The 19,575-nt window shown below is 71.4% G+C and carries 15 protein-coding genes; 3 read left to right on the top strand and 12 right to left on the bottom strand.

Annotated features, from left to right (window positions below):
* Positions 1–146 precede the first annotated feature (146 nt).
* From ilvC to ACZ4EG_RS39250, 5 genes are all read right to left on the bottom strand, one after another.
* A complete protein-coding gene (ilvC, locus tag ACZ4EG_RS39270; RefSeq protein ID WP_467794035.1) occupies positions 147–1,145 on the bottom strand; it encodes a ketol-acid reductoisomerase in 999 nt (332 codons plus the stop codon).
* A 111-nt stretch (positions 1,146–1,256) separates the two neighbouring features.
* Positions 1,257–1,781: an acetolactate synthase small subunit gene (gene ilvN, locus ACZ4EG_RS39265; RefSeq protein ID WP_263213052.1), complete on the bottom strand. Its 525-nt coding sequence runs from the start codon at positions 1,779–1,781 to the stop codon at positions 1,257–1,259.
* A gap of 20 nt (positions 1,782–1,801) precedes the next feature.
* Positions 1,802–3,652: an acetolactate synthase large subunit gene (locus tag ACZ4EG_RS39260; protein WP_453558263.1), complete on the bottom strand. Its 1,851-nt coding sequence runs from the start codon at positions 3,650–3,652 to the stop codon at positions 1,802–1,804.
* Between the two features lie 243 nt (positions 3,653–3,895).
* Positions 3,896–6,973: a putative bifunctional diguanylate cyclase/phosphodiesterase gene (locus tag ACZ4EG_RS39255; RefSeq protein ID WP_467794058.1), complete on the bottom strand. Its 3,078-nt coding sequence runs from the start codon at positions 6,971–6,973 to the stop codon at positions 3,896–3,898.
* A 402-nt stretch (positions 6,974–7,375) separates the two neighbouring features.
* Positions 7,376–8,338 carry a 2-hydroxyacid dehydrogenase gene (locus ACZ4EG_RS39250; protein WP_467794034.1) on the bottom strand — a complete coding sequence of 321 codons (963 nt, stop codon included), beginning with the start codon at positions 8,336–8,338 and terminating at the stop codon, positions 7,376–7,378.
* Positions 8,339–8,413: 75 nt separating this feature from the next.
* Between ACZ4EG_RS39250 and ACZ4EG_RS39245 the strand changes: the two genes are divergently transcribed.
* Both ACZ4EG_RS39245 and ACZ4EG_RS39240 read left to right on the top strand, forming a co-directional pair.
* Positions 8,414–9,412, top strand: coding sequence for an aldo/keto reductase (locus ACZ4EG_RS39245; RefSeq protein ID WP_467794033.1), 999 nt, complete (start codon positions 8,414–8,416; stop codon positions 9,410–9,412).
* A 103-nt stretch (positions 9,413–9,515) separates the two neighbouring features.
* Positions 9,516–10,685 carry a PQQ-dependent sugar dehydrogenase gene (locus ACZ4EG_RS39240; protein WP_467794032.1) on the top strand — a complete coding sequence of 390 codons (1,170 nt, stop codon included), beginning with the start codon at positions 9,516–9,518 and terminating at the stop codon, positions 10,683–10,685.
* Positions 10,686–10,693: 8 nt separating this feature from the next.
* Here ACZ4EG_RS39240 and ACZ4EG_RS39235 read toward each other — a convergent pair whose 3' ends face one another.
* From ACZ4EG_RS39235 to ACZ4EG_RS39205, 7 genes are all read right to left on the bottom strand, one after another.
* Positions 10,694–10,879 (bottom strand): DUF6191 domain-containing protein, encoded by a 186-nt coding sequence (locus tag ACZ4EG_RS39235; protein WP_390711951.1) that lies wholly within the window; start codon positions 10,877–10,879, stop codon positions 10,694–10,696.
* Positions 10,880–10,915: 36 nt separating this feature from the next.
* Positions 10,916–14,011 carry a helix-turn-helix transcriptional regulator gene (locus ACZ4EG_RS39230; protein WP_467794031.1) on the bottom strand — a complete coding sequence of 1,032 codons (3,096 nt, stop codon included), beginning with the start codon at positions 14,009–14,011 and terminating at the stop codon, positions 10,916–10,918.
* Positions 14,012–14,172: 161 nt separating this feature from the next.
* On the bottom strand, positions 14,173–14,361 hold the full coding sequence (locus ACZ4EG_RS39225) for a hypothetical protein (RefSeq protein ID WP_453558248.1): 189 nt from the start codon (positions 14,359–14,361) through the stop codon (positions 14,173–14,175).
* 195 nt (positions 14,362–14,556) lie between these two features.
* Positions 14,557–15,150: a hypothetical protein gene (locus ACZ4EG_RS39220; RefSeq protein ID WP_467794030.1), complete on the bottom strand. Its 594-nt coding sequence runs from the start codon at positions 15,148–15,150 to the stop codon at positions 14,557–14,559.
* A gap of 35 nt (positions 15,151–15,185) precedes the next feature.
* Entirely contained in the window at positions 15,186–15,761 is a 576-nt protein-coding gene (locus ACZ4EG_RS39215; RefSeq protein ID WP_390711953.1) for a GNAT family N-acetyltransferase, read from the bottom strand.
* A complete protein-coding gene (locus tag ACZ4EG_RS39210; RefSeq protein WP_467794029.1) occupies positions 15,739–17,967 on the bottom strand; it encodes an MMPL family transporter in 2,229 nt (742 codons plus the stop codon). The genes ACZ4EG_RS39215 and ACZ4EG_RS39210 overlap by 23 nt, the downstream gene beginning before the upstream one ends.
* 203 nt (positions 17,968–18,170) lie before the next feature.
* Complete coding sequence (locus tag ACZ4EG_RS39205) at positions 18,171–18,524, bottom strand: hypothetical protein (protein ID WP_467794028.1); 354 nt, start codon at positions 18,522–18,524, stop codon at positions 18,171–18,173.
* 204 nt (positions 18,525–18,728) lie between these two features.
* Between ACZ4EG_RS39205 and ACZ4EG_RS39200 the strand changes: the two genes are divergently transcribed.
* A complete protein-coding gene (locus tag ACZ4EG_RS39200) occupies positions 18,729–19,541 on the top strand; it encodes an SAM-dependent methyltransferase (RefSeq protein WP_467794057.1) in 813 nt (270 codons plus the stop codon).
* Positions 19,542–19,575 lie beyond the last annotated feature (34 nt).

The raw sequence follows: 19,575 nt of genomic DNA, 5'->3' as shown, positions 1-19,575 counted from the left end.
ACGCTGTGGGCCTGACGCGTTTGTTGAGCAGCAGTGTAGTTGCGCAGCGGAGGTCATCTTGCGCCTCTGCGGAAGGATCACCCGTCCGTGGTGGACGGGATGGACAACGGGGCCGGAGCTTTTCGCCCCGGCCCCGGCCCTGAGGCCTACGCCTCCTCGTTCACCCAGCTCATCAGCTTGCGCAGCTGCTTGCCGGTGGTCTCCAGCAGGTGCTCGGCGTCCTGGGTCTTGTACTCGTTGTACTTCTTCAGACCGCCGTGGTACTCGTCCATCCAGTTCTGGGCGAAGGTGCCGTCCTGGATCTCGGCGAGGACCTGCTTCATCTCGGCCTTGGTGGCGTCCGTGATGATGCGCGGGCCGGTGATGTAGTCGCCCCACTCGGCGGTCTCGGAGACGGACCAGCGCATCTTCTCCAGGCCGCCCTCGTACATGAGGTCGACGATCAGCTTCAGCTCGTGCAGGCACTCGAAGTAGGCGATCTCCGGCTGGTAGCCCGCCTCGACGAGGGTCTCGAAGCCGGCCTTGACCAGGGCGGAGGTGCCACCGCACAGCACGGCCTGCTCACCGAACAGGTCGGTCTCGGTCTCCTCGGTGAAGGTCGTCTTGATGACGCCGGCGCGGGTGCCGCCGATCGCCTTGGCGTACGACAGGGCCAGGTCGAAGGCGCCTCCCGTGGCGTCCTGCTCGACGGCGGCGATCGCCGGAACGCCGCGGCCCTCCTCGTACTGGCGGCGGACCAGGTGGCCCGGGCCCTTCGGGGCGACCAGGGCGACGTCCACGCCGGCCGGGGGCTTGATGAAGCCGAAGCGGATGTTGAAGCCGTGGGCGAAGAACAGCGCGTCGCCGTCCTTCAGGTTCGGGGCGATGGACTCCTCGTAGACCTGGGCCTGGATCGGGTCCGGGATGAGGATCATGATGACGTCGGCCTCGGCGGCGGCCTCGGCCGGGCTCACCACGCGCAGGCCCTGCTCCTCGGCCTTGGCCTTGGACTTGGAGCCCTCGTGCAGACCGACACGGACGTCGACACCGGAGTCGCGCAGCGACAGGGCGTGCGCGTGGCCCTGGCTGCCGTAGCCGATGACCGCGACCTTGCGGCCCTGGATGATGGACAGGTCGGCGTCAGCGTCGTAGAACAGCTCGGCCACTTTGGGTTCTCTCCTTGGTGTGCAGATGTTGCTCCCACCGTATGACGGCGGGCGGAAGTGAAGTTTCGGGGTCTCGGCATACGGGCGGCGCGAAACCGCCCGTACTCAGCCTTACGCGGATCGGTCCAGAGCGCGCAGCGAACGGTCCGTGATCGAGCGGGCGCCGCGGCCGATCGCGATCGTGCCGGACTGGACCAGTTCCTTGATGCCGTACGGCTCCAGCATCTTGAGCATGGCGGTCAGCTTGTCGCTGCTTCCGGTGGCCTCGACGGTCACGGCTTCCGGAGAGACATCGACCGTCTTGGCGCGGAACAGCTGGACGATCTCGACGATCTGGGAGCGCGTCTCGTTGTCGGCACGCACCTTCACCAGAACGAGTTCGCGCTGAACGGCCTGCGCCGGCTCCAGCTCGACGATCTTCAGCACGTTGACGAGCTTGTTGAGCTGCTTGGTGACCTGCTCCAGCGGCAGGTCCTCGACGTTCACCACGATGGTGATGCGGGAGATGTCGGGGTGCTCGGTGACACCGACCGCGAGCGAGTCGATGTTGAAGCCACGGCGCGAGAAGAGGGCGGCGATCCGGGCCAGGATGCCCGGCGTGTTCTCCACCAGGACGGAGAGCGTGTGCTTGGACATTTCTCTGTGGTCTTCCTCGCTCAGTCGTCTTCGTTGTCGCCGAAGTCGGGGCGGACGTCCCGGGCGGCCATGATCTCGTCGTTGGAGGTGCCGGCGGCGACCATCGGCCACACCATCGCGTCCTCGTGAACGATGAAGTCCACGACGACCGGGCGGTCGTTGATGGAGTTCGCCTCTTCGATGACCTTGTCCAGGTCCTCCGGGCTCTCACAGCGGATCGCGTAGCAGCCCATGGCCTCCGACAGCTTCACGAAGTCGGGGACGCGGGTGCCCCTGGCGTCCGGGTTGACGTCGTTGGGACCGCTGTGCAGAACGGTGTTGGAGTAACGCTGGTTGTAGAACAGCGTCTGCCACTGGCGGACCATCCCGAGGGCGCCGTTGTTGATGATGGCGACCTTGATCGGGATGTTGTTCAGGGCGCAGGTGGTGAGTTCCTGATTGGTCATCTGGAAGCAGCCGTCGCCGTCGATCGCCCAGACCGCACGGTCCGGCACGCCGGCCTTGGCGCCCATCGCGGCCGGGACCGCGTAGCCCATCGTCCCGGCGCCGCCGGAGTTCAGCCAGGTGGCGGGCTTCTCGTACTGGATGAAGTGCGCGGCCCACATCTGGTGCTGGCCGACGCCCGCCGCGAAGATCGTGCCCTCCGGGGCGAGCCGGCCGATCCGCTCGATGACCTGCTGCGGGGACAGCGAGCCGTCCTCGGGCTGGTCGTAGCCGAGCGGGTAGGTGTCGCGCCAACGGCTGAGGTCCTTCCACCAGGCGGTGTAGTCGCCCTTGTGGCCCTCGCTGTGCTCCTTCTGGACGGCCTGGATCAGATCGGCCAGGACCTCGCGGGCGTCACCGACGATCGGCACGTCGGCGACGCGGTTCTTGCCGATCTCGGCGGGGTCGATATCGGCGTGGACGATCTTGGCGTACGGGGCGAAGCTGTCCAGCTTGCCGGTGACGCGGTCGTCGAAGCGGGCTCCGAGGGCGACGATCAGGTCGGCCTTCTGCAGCGCGGTGACGGCGGTGACCGAACCGTGCATGCCCGGCATTCCCACGTGCAGCGGGTGGCTGTCGGGGAACGCGCCGAGCGCCATCAGGGTGGTGGTGACGGGCGCTCCGGTGAGCTCGGCGAGAACCTTGAGCTCCGCGGTGGCGTGTGCCTTGAGGACACCGCCGCCGACGTAGAGGACGGGCCGCTTGGCGGAGGTGATCAGCTTGGCGGCCTCGCGGATCTGCTTGGCGTGCGGCTTGGTGACGGGCCGGTAGCCGGGCAGGTCCATGACGGGCGGCCAGGAGAAGGTGGTCTTCGCCTGGAGGGCGTCCTTGGCGACGTCGACCAGGACCGGGCCGGGGCGTCCGGTGGAGGCGATGTGGAACGCCTGCGCGATCACCCGCGGGATGTCCTCGGCCTTGGTGACGAGGAAGTTGTGCTTGGTGACGGGCATCGTGATGCCGACGATGTCCGCCTCCTGGAAGGCGTCCGTGCCGATCGCCTTGGACGCGACCTGGCCGGTGATCGCCACGAGCGGCACCGAGTCCATGTGCGCGTCGGCGATCGGCGTGACCAGGTTCGTCGCACCCGGACCCGAGGTCGCCATGCAGACGCCGACCTTGCCGGTGGCCTGCGCATAGCCCGTGGCCGCGTGGCCGGCGCCCTGCTCGTGGCGGACCAGGACGTGGCGGACCCTGGTGGAGTCCATCAGCGGGTCGTACGCCGGCAGGATCGCGCCACCGGGAATGCCGAATACCGTGTCAGCGCCGACCTCCTCAAGCGAACGGATGAGGGACTGCGCACCCGTGACGTGCTCGACGGTCGCGGACTGCTGTCCTCCGGAACGGGGCCGCGGCTGCGGATGGTGGGCCCCGGGGGCCTGCTCGGTCATCGGCATTCTCTTCTCGATGCTGAGGGTTTTCGCGAGGTTCGTACGGGTTTTTACGTCCGTACGGATAGTGCTGGTGCAACAAAAAACCCCTCGTGCCAAAAGGCAAGCGAGGGGAGCGCGCCGGTGTGGTCGCTGGGGATTCCGGATCGTCCTCCGGTAGGTCCCAGCTCAGCCGACGCGCTGTCCAAGTACGAGAATTCGGGTGCGCATGGCACTGACCCTCCCCCCGACGCGCACCACGTGTCAAGTGGGTGGGACGGGCGTCTCATTATGTGAGCGAAGGGCACTTCCGCCTCCGAAGACAGCGGGCACACCACTTGTGTACACCCCCGCGCCGCCGCCCGCGAACGCCGGCTCGGCCGGTCCGAGCGGAACCGGATATTGGCCGGATCCGAGCGCCCGGCGCAGCCGGTATTCGTCGAGCGGCCCGGCGAACGCCATGCCCTGCCCGTGTGTGCAGCCCATCGAGCGCAGCGCGACCACCTGCTCCGGCAGGTCCACACCTTCGGCCACGGACTGCATGCCCAGGTCGGCGGCGATGCGCAGCAGCCCATTGGTGATCTTGTGCAGCCGCGCGGACTCGACGACGCCCTCGACCAGACTGCGGTCGAGTTTCAGCACGTCGACGGGGAGCCGCCGCAGGGCGGTGATCGCCGCGTAGCCGCTGCCGAAGCCGTCCAGCGCGATCCGGACACCCAGCCGCTTGAGGGCGCCCAGACGCCGCTCCAGCTCGTCCAGGGAGACCCGGGGGTCGGTGTCGGACAGCTCGATCACCAGTGAGCCGGAGGGCAGCCCGTGCCGGGTGAGCAGGGCCTCCACCGAGCCGAGCGGCATCGACCGGTCGAGCAGCCGCCGGGCGGACATGCGCACGCCCACGGGCACGGCGAGCCCCGTCGCGGCGCGCTCGGCGGCCTGCTCCACGGCCTCCTCCAGGATCCAGCGGTCCAGTTCGGAGGTCTTGTCGCTGTCCTCGGCGACCCGCAGGAACTCGGCCGGGGTGAACAGCACCCCCTGGGAGGAGCGCCAGCGTGCCTGCGCGGAGACCGCTGTGATCCGGCCGTTGGCCAGGCACACCACCGGCTGGTGCAGCAGGGCGAACTCGCCGTCGTGCAGCGCGGCACGCAGGCGCGTGGCGAGCTCCGCCTTCCGTACGACGTCCTGCTGCATCTGCGGCTTGTACAGCTCGACCCGGCCCTTTCCAGCCGACTTGGCGCGGTACATGGCGAGGTCGGCGTTGCGCAGCAACTCGCCCGCTCCCAGGCCCGGCTCGGCGAAGGCGACGCCGATGGAGGCGTTGACACGGACATCGTTGCCGTCAATCAGATACGGCTGGGAGAGGGTCAGCCTGAGGCGGTCGGCGAGCTCCAGGATGTGCCGCTCCCGGGCACTGCGGTCACGGGTGCCGTCCCCGACGATCAGGGCCGCGAACTCGTCGCCGCCCAGCCGGGAGGCGGTGTCCCCGTGCCGCACCGCGTCGTGGAGTCTGCGGGCTGCCTGGACGAGCAGCTCGTCCCCGGCCTGGTGCCCGATCGTGTCGTTGACGGCCTTGAATCCGTCCAGGTCGATGAAGAGGACGGCGGTGCCGCGCAGATGGGCGCCGCGGTCGGAGGCGCGGCGGCCGGACACGGCCTGCTGCACACGCTGGGTGAACAGCGCGCGGTTGGGCAGGTCCGTGAGCGGGTCGTGCTCGGCGTTGTGCTGGAGCTGCGCCTGCAGCCGCACCCTCTCGGTCACGTCCCGGCTGTTGAAGATGAGGCCGCCGTGGTGGCGGTTGACCGTGGACTCGACGTTGAGCCAGCCGCCGTCGCCGGACCGGAACCGGCACTCGATGCGGGTGGTGGCTTCCTCCAGGGGGCTGGCGGCGAGGAACCGGCGCACCTCGTGCACCACGCGGCCCAGGTCCTCCGGGTGGATGAGATTGGCCAGTTCGGTGCCCACCAGGTCCTCCGCGGGCCGGCCGTAGACCCCGGCGGCGGCCGGGGAGACGTAGCGGAGGATGCCGTTGGGCGCGGCGATCATGATGACGTCGCTGGAGCCCTGGACCAGGGAGCGGAAGTGGTTCTCCTTCTGGGCCAGTTCCTGGGTGAGCGTGATGTTGTCGAGCAGCATGATGCCCTGGCGCACGACGAGCGCGAGCACGACGGCACCGGCGGTGATGAGCACTACGTGGTCGGGACTGCGGCCGTTGAGGACGTTGTACAGGATGCCCAGCGTGCACACGGCCGCGGCCAGGTACGGGGTGAGCGCGGCCAGCGAGCCGGTGAGGGGCCGGCCGGCCGGATACCGGCTGTGATCACCCCCCTGGGCGGGCGCGGGCACCTGCGGGTGGTCGGCCTGAGGGTGATTTGCCTGCGGGCGGTCGGCCTGCCGGTGCTCGGCCTGCGGATGACCGGCCGCACGCTGGCCGGGCACGTGTTCGTGGACCACGCGCGTGTGCCCGTCGCCGCCGTGCCGCTCGGGCTCCGGCCGGCCGTGGCGCCGGGGTGCGGCCCAGGGCGCGTAGGCGAGAAGCAGCGAACCGGCGAACCAGCCCGCGTCGAGCAGCTGGCCGGAGTGGTAGCTGCTGTGCAGCAGCGGCGAGGTGAACAGGGCGTCGCACATCACGGTCAGGGCGAGCGCGCCGATGGCGGTGTTGACCGCCGTGCGGTTGCCCGGCGAGCGCCGGAAGTGCAGCGCGAGCACCATGCTGACCAGGGCGATGTCGAGCAGCGGATACGCCAGCGACAGCGCCGTGTGCGCCACGCTCGGCCCGTCGAACCTGGCCGCCTGGGCGAGCGCCAGGCTCCAGGAGAGGGTGAGCAGCGAGCCGCCGATCAGCCAGGCGTCGAGCGCCAGGCAGATCCATCCCGCCTTCGTCACCGGCCGCTTGGCCAGCACCAGCAGCCCCACGATGGCGGGCGGCGCGAAGCACAGGAAGAACAGATCGGCGTAGCTGGGGCTGGGCACGGGCTGGTCCAGGACGACCTCGTACCACCCCCAGACCGCGTTGCCCAGGGCCGCCATCGCCGAGGAGAGGGCGAACAGCAGCCAGGCGGGTCGAAAGCGGACCCGGGGCGTGCGCGCGTAGAGGAAGCACGAGACGGCGGCGGTGCCCGCCGCGGCAGTCAGTCCGAAGTCACCCATGATCAGCGCGACTTCGTCCGAACCCCAGCCGAGCGCGGAACCGACGGCGTATCCCGCGCTCACCAGGGCCAGGCCGAGTTGGTGGACCAGGCCGGACCCGCCGCCGAGAGCCGGCGGCCGGGGCAGTGGCTTCCTCGACGGAGGCTGCGCCCGCAGCGTCCCGTTGAGGGCGGTCGGCACAGCGGGCGGCGGGCTCACCGGGTGCTCCCGGTCCGCGTCGCTCCCGGGTCCCTCGGGTACCGGGGCGTTGGGTGCGCATGCCTCCTGCGTCCGCTGGGCCTGCGGTGGTGGTGATGGCTGCTGTGGTGGCCGCGTCTGCGCGCGGTCGTGCGCCAGGGTCGCCGCCGACGGCTCCGCCGCGTCGGATCGTTCGTCCATAGGCCGTGCATCGCCCGTCGCCCCCCTCACATATCTGAAATGTCCATCCCCGGCGCCGAACGGTGCGCGGCGCAGCCCCTGTCGGGACGATACACCAGTCTCGTCACTCAGGGACATAGCTTCTCTACGCTCCGTAACGACCAGCGGCAATAAACGCACGCACCGCGTCCGGAAGATTGCGGAGGGTACCCGAAGCGGATTACACGCCGGTTGCGCCCGTCGTCATGCGCCGGTGGAGCCCGTCGTAAGGATCACGTTGCGCAGGGGCTCCCGGTTCACGAACCGGTGCAACTGGTCCACCAGCAGCCGCTTGGCGCGCGGCAGGAAGGCCGAGGTGGGCCCGCCGACATGGGGGCTGATCAGCACGCCGGGCGCCTGCCACAGAGGATGCCCCGGGGGCAGCGGCTCCGGGTCGGTGACATCGAGGGCCGCGCTGAGCCGCCCGGACTCCAGCTCCGTGAGCAGGGCCTTCGTGTCGACGACCGGCCCGCGGGCGACGTTCACGAGCAGCGCCCCGTCCTTCATCCGGGCCAGGAACTCGGCGTCGACCAGGCCCTTAGTGGACTCCGTCAGGGGCGTGGACAGGATGACGACGTCCGCTTCCGGAAGCAGGGCGGGCAGTTCGGTGAGCGGGTGCACCGGGCCGCGCGCCGTGGTGCGCTCGGAGCGCGCGACGCGCGCCACCCGCGCGACCTCGAAGGGCACGAGCCGGTCCTCGATGGCGGAGCCGATGGAGCCGTAGCCGACGATCAGGACGGACTTGTCGGCCAGGGCGGGGTGGAACTCGCTCTGCCACTGCCCCTGTTGCTGCGCCAGGACGAACTTCGGGATGCCGCGCAGGGCGGCGAGGGTGAGGGTGAGCGCGAGCTCGGCGGTGCTCGCCTCGTGCACACCGCGCGCATTGCAGAGCCGGACGCCGGGCACGATGGACGACAGCCGCGCGGTGACGTCGTCGACGCCGGCCGTGAGGGTCTGGACGACCTGGAGGTTCCGCATCGGCTCCAGGGGGCGCACCTTGACGGACTGGCGCTTCATGTACGGCACCACGTACACCACACAATCCGCGGGATCGCCGGGAAACGCCTGATTCCCGTCCTTGCCCCCGTCCCAGAACAGGTAGTTCAGCCCGCCGGGAAGCCCCTCGATGTCCTGCGGCGGAATGGGAAGCCATACGTCTGAGGTCATGGTCAGGAGGCTATGTCAGGCACCCGGGCAGGCAGAGGTTAGGTTGGGGGCCGGTAGAGGGAGGTTCACGAGCAGGTGGAGCGCAGGACGATCGGCGCGGGGGCGCTCGCGGTGGGGGCCGTCGGACTTGGATGCATGCCGATGAGCTGGGCGTACAGCGGGTCTCGGCAGCGGGGCGACGAGTCGCTCAGGGCGGTGCACCGGGCGCTGGACCTGGGCTCGACGCTGCTGGACACGGCCGACATGTACGGCCCGTTCACCAATGAGCTGCTGCTGGGCCGGGTGCTGAAGCAGCGGCGCGACGACGCCTTCGTGTCGACGAAGGTGGGCCTGCTGGTGGGCGATCAGCACATCGTGGCCAACGGGCGGCCCGGATATGTGAAGCGAGCCTGCGACGCCTCGCTGCGCAGGCTGCAGACGGATGTGATCGACCTCTATCAACTGCACCGCGCCGACCCGGAGGTCCCCGTCGAGGAGACCTGGGGCGCCATGGCGGAGCTGGTGCGGGCCGGGAAGGTACGGGCGCTGGGTCTGTGCGCGGTGGGCGCGCGGGGCGGACGCCGGTCCGGGGCGCGGCTGCACGACGCGACGCTCCGGCAGCTGAAGCGGGTGCAGCAGGTCTTCCCGGTGAGCGCGGTGCAGGCCGAGCTGTCGGTGTGGTCGCCGGAGGCCCTGGACGCGCTGCTGCCGTGGTGCGAGGCGCGGGGCATCGGCTTCCTGGCGGCGATGCCGCTGGGCAACGGGTTCCTGACCGGCACGCTCACTCCGGGCGAGGGGTTCGAACCCGACGACCTGCGGGCCCGCCACCCCCGCTTCACGGCCGAGATGATGGCCGCCAACCAGCCGATCGTCGCGGGCCTGCGCCGGGTGGCCCGCCGGCACGGGGAGGAGGTCACCCCCGCACAGGTGGCGCTGGCCTGGGTGCTGTCCCAGGGCCGGCACGTGGTCCCGGTCCCCGGCACCAAGCACTACCGATGGGCCACGGAGAACGCTGACGCGGTCGACGTACGGCTCACCCCGGAGGACCTGACAGCGCTGGCCCAGCTGCCGCCCGCACAGGGATCGTGGGACTGAGACGTCCGGCGGGGCTCCGATTCCGGGAGATCGGGAACCCGGACGGTGCGAGCGGGTGTATGAGAAGTAGGACCCGCCGCCGGGGCGCCGCGTCGAAGGGACGATGATCGTGCAACGTCGAGCTGTGTCGGCCGTACTGGCCGCGGCCGCGCTCCTGCTGACGGCCGGCTGTTCCTCCGGAGGAGGGGGAGCCCCGTTCGGGGGGCTGAGTACGACGCCGAAGGGGACGGCGTCCGGCGGCTCCCCGTCCGGGCGGGCGACCGAGCCGACCCCGCCCGCGAAGGGCTCGGTGAAGGTGCTGCGCACCGTGACCGAGGACCTGAAGACCCCGTGGGGCCTGGCTCGCCTGCCGGACGGCGGGCTGCTCGTGTCCTCGCGCGACGACGGGACGATCACCCGGGTCGACGAGAAGACGGGCAGGAAGACGGAGCTGGGCACGGTCTCCGGGGTGTCCGCGGCCGGCGAGGGAGGCCTCCTGGGCATCGCCCTCTCCCCCGACTACGCCTCGGACCACATGATCTACGCGTACTTCACCTCGGCCTCGGACAACCGCATCGTCCGCATGATCTACGACGCGCACAGGCCCGCCGGTGATCAGCTGGGCGCCCCGGACACGATCTTCAAGGGCATTCCCAAGGGCTACATCCACAACGGCGGCCGGATCGCGTTCGGCCCGGACAACATGCTCTACGCGGGCACCGGCGAGAGCGGGCAGCGGGGGCTCGCCCAGGACAAGAAGTCGCTGGGCGGCAAGATCCTGCGCATGACCCCGGAGGGCGAGCCGGCCCCGGGCAACCCGTTCCCCGACTCCCCCGTGTACACCTATGGCCACCGCAATGTGCAGGGCCTCGCCTGGGACGACAAACAGCGCCTGTTCGCCTCGGAGTTCGGCCAGGACACCTGGGACGAACTGAACGCGATCAAGCCCGGCGACAACTACGGCTGGCCGGAGGCGGAGGGCAGGTCGTCCGACCCCGCCCACCACAACCCGATCGCCCAGTGGCACACCGACGAGGCCTCCCCCAGCGGCATCGCCCATGTCGACGGGGTCATCTGGATGGCGGCCCTGAAGGGACAGCGGCTGTGGCGCATCCCCCTGAAGGGCACGCAGACCTCGGCGGCCCCGCAGGCCTTCCTCACCGGCGAGTACGGCCGCCTGCGCACGGTGGTCGCGGCGGGCGGCCACAAGGTGTGGCTGGTCACCAGCAACACCGACGGCCGGGGCACGCCGAAGAAGGGCGACGACCGGATCCTGGAACTGGAGGTGCGCTGACGGTCCGCCTACTCCTCCACGGACTCGTCCGAGGGCTTGGGCCGGCGCACGACGACCTTCCCGGATTCGAGGTCTATCGGCCCGCGCCCGGGATCGTTGTCCCCGACGTCCTCCCGGGTCAGCTCCAGCCTGTTCCGCTCGTCGCGGGTGTGCTTACGGCCCGGTGCGAACAGTTCCTCGAAGATGTTGAACACGGCGCCTCCCCCATGCCGGTCCTCGCGGTGTCGGACTCACCCCGCCGTCCTGGCGCGGTGCGGGCCGGACGGAAACAGCCCCAGCCGGTGGGCCACCGCCGCCGCCTCGCCCCTTCCTGAGACGCCGAGCTTGCCCAGGATGTTCGACACGTGGACGCTCGCGGTCTTCGGGGAGATGAAGAGTTCCTCGGCGATCTGCCGGTTGGTGCGGCCGGCCGAGACCAGGCGGAGCACATCGCGTTCCCTGCTGGTAAGGCCGAGCGCCTCGACGGGGTCGGCGGGGCCGGGCGCCTGCCGCGGGGCGCGGGTCGGGCCGAGGCGGGCGCCCTGGGCGAGGAGTGCCACGGAGTCGGCCAGCGGGCGGGCGCCGAGGTGGTCGGCGACGGCACGGGCGAGGCGCAGCAGTTCCGTGGCCCGGTCGCGCTCGTCGTCGCCGCCGTCGGCGAGCAGGGCCCGGGCAAGGCGCCGGCGGACGCGGGCGAGGTCGTAGGGGCGCTCCAGCGACTCGAAGGAGGTGACCACCTCCGACCAGATCTCCGGGGTGTCCGTGCCCTTGGCACGGTGGAGTTCGGCGCGGACCCATCTCTCGTGGGCGAGCCAGACGGGTGCGCCGGTGGTGAGTTTCCCGGCGGTGTCGCGCACCCGGTCGAGGATCTCGGCACGGCCGGGCTCCGCGGCGGGCAGGGTGCGGGCGTCGGCCTCGGCGGTGGCGGCGGCCAGGAGCAAGGGCCAGGCGTAGCGGTTCGTGCCGGGCGGGAGGCCGGCGTCCAGGGCCCGCTCCAGCTCGGCACGGGCGTCCAGCAGCCGGCCTTCCGCGGCGGCCACACCGACGGCGGTGCGGGCGAGGGGCAGCCGCTGCTGGGGCATGGGGTCGTGGGTGCCGAAGTGCTCGCGGGCCGCGGCGAGTTGGCGGGCCGCCTCGGCGAGGTCGCCGCGGCCCAGGGCGAGATGGGCCAGGCACATGGCGGCCGTGCCGAGCGGTTTGGCGCTCGGTCCCCGGCGGGCCGCCTCGGCCGCGGCCCGTGCGGCCTCTTCCCAGCGGCCGAGGGAGTACAGCGACTGGGAGAGGTTGGCCCACACCCAGGCCTCGGAGCCCAGCAGACCGAACTTCCGGGTGAAGCGGGTGCCTTCCTCCAGGATGGGGGTGGCCTCCCGGGAGCGGCCGACCGCTTCGAGCTCGGAGGGGAGGTTCACATAGGCACGGCCGGCGACGTAGGGGAAGCCCTCCCTCAGTGCCTGCTCCTTGACCCGGAACATCTGGGCGAGACCCGCCTCGACCGCGCCCGAGTCGACCATGAGGCCGCCGAGCGTGACGCGTGCGTTCAGCTCCGTCTCGCGGGCGTCGACCATGCGCGCGTACTCCACGGCCCGTTCGGCGGCGGCGAGGGCCTCGGGGCCCGGCTCGTGCAGCATCGACCAGTTGGCGACGCTGCTCAGCACCTCGGCGTGCACCTCCGAGGGCGGCAGACCGCGCACCAGGCCCTGGGCCATGGCCAGTTCGTGCCGGCCGTCGCCGCGCCCCTGCGCCTGGACCAGGCTGGAGCGCTGGTTCCAGAACCAGGCGGCACGGAGGGGGACTCCGCTGCCCGAACACGGTTGCGAGCCCGGGGGAAGGTCGTCCTCGTCCTCCAGCAGGCGCAGCGCCCGCTTGGTGATCTTCAGGGCACGCTCGCGCTCCCCGCACAGCCGCCCGGCGACGGCGGCCTCCGCCATCAGGTCGAGAAAGCGCAGGGGTGAGGTGGCGGGATCGCAGGCGCAGGGAGGATAGACGTCGGTGTAGTCGACGGGGCGCAGGGCGGTCCGTACGTCCTCCGGGGCGGTGTCCCACAGCTCCATCGCCCGTTCCAGCAGCCGTAGTTGCTCGCTGTAGGCGTGCCGTCGGCGGGCGACGACGGAGGCGTCCAGGACGGCGGGCAGGGCCTTGGCGGGGTCGTGGGCCTGGTACCAGTAGCTGGCCAGGCGCATGTCGCGCTCGTCGGCGGGGACGAGCGTGGGGTCGGCCTCCAAGGCCTCGGCATAGCGGCGGTTGAGGCGAGAGCGTTCGCCGGGCAGCAGGTCGTCGGCGACGGCCTCGCGGACCAGGGAGTGGCGGAAGCGGTAGCCGTCGCCGCCGGGTGCGGCGATGAGGATGTTGGCGTTCACGGCGGCCCGCAGCGCCTCGATGAGGTCGTCCTCGGCGAGCCGGGCGACGGCGGCGAGCAGCCGGTACTCGACGGTGGAGCCGCCCTCGGCGACGATCCGGGCGACCCGCTGGGCGGACTCCGGCAGCGTCTCGACGCGCACGAGGAGCAGGTCGCGCAGGGAGTCGGTGAGCCCGGTGCAGCAGCCCTCGTGGGCGGCGACGGCGAGTTCCTCGACGAAGAACGCGTTGCCGTCGGAGCGCCGGAAGATCTCCTGGACCTGGGCGGGGTCCGGTTCGGCGGCCAGGATGCCGGCGATCTGGCGGCCGACCTCGGCGCGGTTGAAGCGGGCGAGTTCGAGGCGGCGGACGGTGCGCAGCCGGTCGAGTTCGGCGAGCAGCGGGCGCAGGGGGTGGCGGCGGTGGATGTCGTCGGAGCGGTAGGTGGCGAGGACGACGAGGCGGCCGGTGCGCAGGGTGCGCAGGAGGTAGGACAGGAGATGCCGGGTGGAGGCGTCGGCCCAGTGGAGGTCCTCCAGGGCGACGACGACCGTGCGGTCGGCGGCGACGCGTTCCAGCAGTCGGGCGGTGAGTTCGAAGAGGCGGGCCATGCCCTCCTCGTCGTGCCGGCCCGCGGCCCGGGTCGGTGCGGCCTCGTCCAGTTCGGGCAGGAGCCGGGCCAGTTCCTCCTCCTGGCCTGCGGCCGCGGCCGCGAGTTCGCCGGGCAGGGCGCGGCGCAGGGCACGCAGCGCGGTGGAGAAGGGCGCGAACGGCAGTCCGTCGGCGCCGATCTCGACACAGCCGCCGAGCGCCACGACGGCGCCCCGGCGGCAGGCGGCGGCGGTGAACTCCTCGACGAGGCGGGTCTTGCCGACGCCCGCCTCGCCGCCGACCACCCATGCCTGCGGCTCGCCCGCGTCGGCACGGGCGAGCGCTTCGTTCAGCATCTCCAACTCATCGGTACGGCCGACGAAGACGGGACTGACGGACCTGGTCTCCACGGGTCCGAGCATCCCACGGGGGTCCGACGCCACGGCATCCGTTTTCCACAGGGCGGGGGGATCGGTCGTACCGGTCGCGGCCGGGGTCGTACGGCGGCCCGGGGACCGTTCCCCACCGCCGTACGGGAGAAGGCGGCCGACCCCCGTACGGCCGTCCTCCCCCGTCCGGGCGGTCACGCGGCACGAGGAAGTCGGTGCCGGCGCGTGCCGTCGGTATGGGCCTCGGTCGTGGCGGCCCGGCGGGCCTCCTCCTCTCGGCGGGCGGCACGGCGGCCGCGTACGGCCACGCGGGCCAGGCGTTCGTCCTCGGCCCGGCGGAGCAGTTCGGCGGAACGGAGTCGCTGGAGTTCGTACTCGATCACGGTGTGTCCCCTGTGAGTTCGGTTTCGGGCTTCGCTTTCTGCGATGCCTCCACCTTCGTCTCCCAGGGGGGTGTGCCACATCGGGAGAGTTCCGCATCTTGGGGCGGGCGCCGGGCCCTGGACGCGCGTAAGGGGCCTCAGAAGCTCCGTAAGGTGCTTACGGATGCCCTAAGGCCCCTTGTGAACCGGGGTGATTCAGCTCGTGGTCGGCAGTGCGAGCAGCGCGTCGGAGTACTTGAGGACGGCCAGGAGCAGGCCGATGACGCCGAGCGAGACGCCCGCCCAGGCGACCGACTTGATCCAGGGGGCCTGCGGCCTGCCGGGCGCGCCGAACGCGGGCCGGGCCAGGACGGCGACGCCGGTGATCAGCGCGGTGAGGGCGAACAGGCCGGCCCACAGCGCGGTGGTGTGCCAGGCGTCGCCGTACACCTCCTTGATCTGCTTGGCGACGGCCGCGTTCGACGCGGTCCGGAGCTGGCCGATGAGGGTCTCACGGGCGGCGGCCACGGTGCCGATCCAGCCGCCCGTGAGCGAGACGAGGCCCAGGACGGCGGAGACGACGGCGGCGGCGCCCTGGCCGACGCCGGAGGGGCCCTCGGCCTCCGCGCCGGCCGGCTCCTCGGCCGTCTCGGTCTCGGTCTCGGTCACGTCATCGGCCCGGTCCTCGGCCTCGGTGACGTCCACCGCCGTCTCGTCGCTCTTCAGGTCGTCGTTCTTCGCGTCGTCGTTCTTCGCGTCGTTCTTCACCTCGGTGCCGTCCCCGGCACCGTCGACTGTCTTCGTTGCCATGCCCCGCACCGTACGGAGGCTGTCTGAGAGGTCTCTTAATGATCGCCGCGGGACGCACGCGCGCGTGCCGCACGCCACTCGGGGGCGAGCACCGACCACACCTCGATGTCGTGCCGGACGCCCCGGTGCAGGCGGCTCTCGCGGAGCACCGCGTCCCGGGTCATCCCCAGCCGCCGGGCGACGTTGATGCTCGGCCGGTTGGCGGAGGCCGCGTACCACTCCACGCGGTGCATTCCGCGCTCGTCGACCGCCCAGTCGACGAGGACCGTGATCGCGCGGGTGACGAGCCCCCGCCCGGCCGCGGCGGGCTCCAGCCAGCAGCCGACCTCGCAGTTGCCCTGTGCGGCGTCGAAGGTCCGGAACAGCACCCCGCCGACCAGCTTCCCGTCCAGCCAGATCCCGTGCAGGCTGCCGCTGTCCGCGGCGCGCTTCTCGGCGTAGGAGGTGAGCAGGGCCCGCGCGGAGTCCACGTCCGTCTCCCGCGCCCCGAAGCCGATGTACTGGCCGATGAACTCCCGCCCCCGGTCGAGGTGCGCGAGGAACTCCCCGGCGTGCCAGGGCTCCAGGGGGCGCAGCTCCGCGCCGTCGTCACCCAGGGAAATCGCGTACATCCTGCCGCCGCTCCTTCGTCAGTTCCTCCACGGCCTCAGTGAGCCTCTCATGGGCGGCGCGGCACTCGGGCGGTTCGATGCTGATCCGCGGCATACGGCGGTCCAGCCGACGCGGGAGCCACCAGTTGGCGCCGCCGAGCAGGTGCATCAGGGCGGGCACGAGGAGGGTGCGCAGGACGAAGGCGTCCAGGGCGACCGCGGAGGCCAGCGCGATGCCGAACATGGCGATCACGCGGTCGCCGCTGAGCACGAAGGCGAGGAAGACCGAGATCATGATGACCGCGGCGGAGTTGATCACCCGGCTGGTCTCGGCCAGTCCGACGCGGACGGCCCGCCGGTTGTCGCCGGTCTCCAGCCACTCCTCGTACATCCGGCTGACCAGGAAGACCTGGTAGTCCATGGAGAGTCCGAAGAGGACCGACACCATGATCACGGGGAGGAAGGGCTCGATGGGGCCGGCCCGGCCGAGGCCGAGCGGTTCGCTGCCCCAGCCCCACTGGAAGACCGCGACGACGATGCCGAAGGCGGCGGCGACGGCGGCGATGTTCATGGCGGCGGCCTTCAGCGGGATGCCGAGCGAGCGGAAGGCGAGCAGAAGCAGCACGCAGCCGAGTCCGATGACGACGCCGACGAACAGCGGCAGCTTGCCGACGATCACCGCGGCGAAGTCGTCGTAGCCGGCTGTCACTCCGCCGACCTGCAGATCGAGCGAGGTGCCGGTCTCCGCGCGCGGGATGACCTCGGTGCGCAGCCGGTCGACCAGGTCACTGGTCCGCTGCGACTGGGGAGCGGAGTCGGGGACGACGGTGAGGTAGGCGGTGTCGCCTCCGGTGTCGAACCTGGCCGGTGTCGCCGAGGCGACGCCCGCGGTCTCGCGCAGGGTGGTGTCGAGGTTGTCGAGGGCGAGCCGGTCCGCGGCGCCGTCGACCCGGGTGACCAGCGTCAGCGGGCCGTTGACGCCGGGTCCGAAGCCCTCGGCGAGGAGGTCGTACGCCTGTCGTGTGGTCGACGTCTTGGGGTCGTTGCCCTGGTCGGACGTGCCGAGGCGGAGGGAGAGCGTGGGCAGCGCGAGGACCGCGATGACGGCCACGGCGACGGTGCCGAGCAGCTTGGGGTGGCGCTCGACGAACGCGGACCAGCGGGCGGCGAGTCCGGTCGGCAGCTCCGGCTGCGGCCCGTGCTCGGCCAGCCTGCGCCGCTCCCGGCCGCTCAGGGCGCGGGGTCCGATCCAGGACAGCAGGGCGGGCAGCAGGGTGACGGAGGCCGCGACGGTGAGCACGACCGTCAGCGAGGCGGCGACGGCGACGCCGTTGAGGAAGCTCAGCCGCAGGATCAGCATGCCCAGCAGGGCGATGCAAACGGTGGCGCCCGCGAACACGACCGCGCGTCCCGTGGTGGCGACGGCGTCGGTGGCGGCCTCGGTGACGGTGAGGCCGCGCTTCAGCCCGCGCCGGTGTCTCGTCACGATGAAGAGCGCGTAGTCGATGCCGACGCCCAGCCCGATGAGCATGCCGAGCATGGGCGCGAAGCCGGCGACGGTCATGGCGTGTCCGAGCAGCACGATCGCGGCGTACGCGGTGCCGACGCCCACCAGCGCGGTGGCGATGGGCAGCAGCGAGGCGGCGAGCGAGCCGAAGGCGAGGAACAGCACGACGGCGGCGACGACCACACCGACCGCCTCGGCGACATGCCCGCTCGACGACTCGGTGAGCCCGATGGCGCTGCCGCCGAGCTCGACCTGGAGCCCGTCGGCCTCGGCGGACTTGGCGGCGCGGACGACGGCCAGGGCCTCCGACCTGTCGATGTCCTCGGCCGGGGCGGCGAAGGTGACGGTGGCGTACGCGGTGTGTCGGTCGTGGCTGATGCGACCGGTACCCCGGCCCTCGTAGGGGCTGGTCACGGACGACACGCCGGGCAGGCCGGCGATCTCGTCGAGGGTGCGGGTCATCGTCTGCTCGACGTCGGCGGCGCGGACGGTGCCCGAGGTGGTGTGCCAGACGACGGTGTCGGTGTCGCCGCCGAGGCCGGGGAAGCCGTCCCGCAGCAGTTGGGCGGCGCGGCCCGACTCGGTGCCGGGCACCTCGTAGTCGTTGGAGTACGCCGAGCCGGTGGCGGCGGCGGCCGCGGTGGCCCCGCCGAACGCGAGGAGCCAGAGCAGAACGGCGACCAGGCGGTGCCGGACACACCAACGTGCAAGGGCTGCCACGGACGTGCTCCCAGTTGACGATTTGAGGATCTTTGACCGGGAAGGATCGTCCATGAACTGAACAGCCCGCAAAGAACACATGAGCAATCGCAGGACACTCTTACAGGAGAATGTGATCGTTTATCGCGTTCCGGGGGTTCTCCGCCAGAGTGGGAGACAAGTCACAGGACAGTTCCGTGAACTCTGTCGCCGCGCCGGGTACTTCAGTCGAACTGGTCCCCGAGCGCCATGATCATCGTCCCCACGATCAGCAGCCACAGTGCCCGGCGGGTACGGCCCCGGGAGCCGAGCACCGCGGCGAACGCGCACACGGCGGCCCCGAAGGCGTAGGCGGCCGGGACGAGCACCGGCGCGGCACCGCTCAGCCGCAAAAGGGCCGCGGCCAGGCCCGCGAGGGACAGCAGGGCTCCGGTGCCGGTCGCCGTCCAGCGGGCCCGGCGCGCCTCCACAGCGGGGTCCTCTTCGTCGTCGTCTGCGTAGTCTGCGTCGTCCATGTCGGCTGCGCCGTCCACCTCGGCCGTCTCGGTTCGGGGATCGGAATCCGTGCGTCCACTCATGGCGGGCGAGCATAGTACGTGTGCCTGAACAATCCGGGTGCGGGGAGCGGGAAGCGCTGTTAGCGTCCCGGCGTCCGCAGTCCCAAAAGCCGGCACCTCGCCGCCGACCGAAGCAGGTGCGTTGTTTGACGGTCCGACCGAGCTCCTACGCATACCTTTCCCGTACGAAGGACTCAAGGAGCCCGTTCACCGATGTCCGACAGCATGTCCGACGCCACACTCAAGACCTCCGACAACCCTGACAACCCTCTGACCGACCGCCTGACCGACCCCCGCCACCCGCGCAGCGACCGCTACGACGTCCGCTGGACCATCGAGAACCAGATGGGCCCGCACGCCCTGTGGCTGCTGGAGTGGCTGGCCCCCGCGCTCGGCCTGGCGGACCTGCGCCCCGGGGCGCGCGTCCTCGACCTGGGCTGCGGTCGCGCCATGACCTCCGTCTTCCTCGCCCGGGAGTACGACGTCCAGGTCGTCGCCGCCGACCTGTGGGTGAAGCCCGACGACAACGCCGCACGGATCACCGAGGCCGGCGTCGCCGACCGGGTGCTGCCCGTGCACGCCGAGGCGCACGCTCTGCCCTTCGGTGAGGGGACGTTCGACGCGATCGTCTCCGTCGACGCGTACCAGTACTTCGGCACGAACGACCTGTATCTGCCCACGCTGACCCGGCTGCTGAAGCCCGGCGGGCGGATCGGCGTCGTCGTACCGGCACTTCGCGAGGAGCCGGAGGGCACGGAGCCTCCGGCGCAACTCGCGCCGTGGTGGGAGCCGGACTTCTGGTGCTTCCACTCCCCCGAGTGGTGGCGGCGCCACTGGACGCGCGGCGGGGCCGTCGAGGTCGAGGCGGCCGACTGGCAGCCGGACGGCTGGCGCGACTGGCTGCTGTGGTGCGAGGTGGTCGCCGAGGAGAGCACGGACGAGTTCCACGTCCGGATGGCGGGCCGGTGCGCGCAGATGCTCCGCGCGGACGAGGGCCGCGCACTGGGCTTCGTACGGGTCGTGGGACGCCGCAAGTAGCCGTACGGCCCCGGAGGCGACGCCTCCGGGGCCG

The sequence above is a fragment of the Streptomyces sp. NPDC025638 genome (genome assembly GCF_055558775.1).
This window is presented reverse-complemented; position numbering and strand designations above follow the sequence as displayed.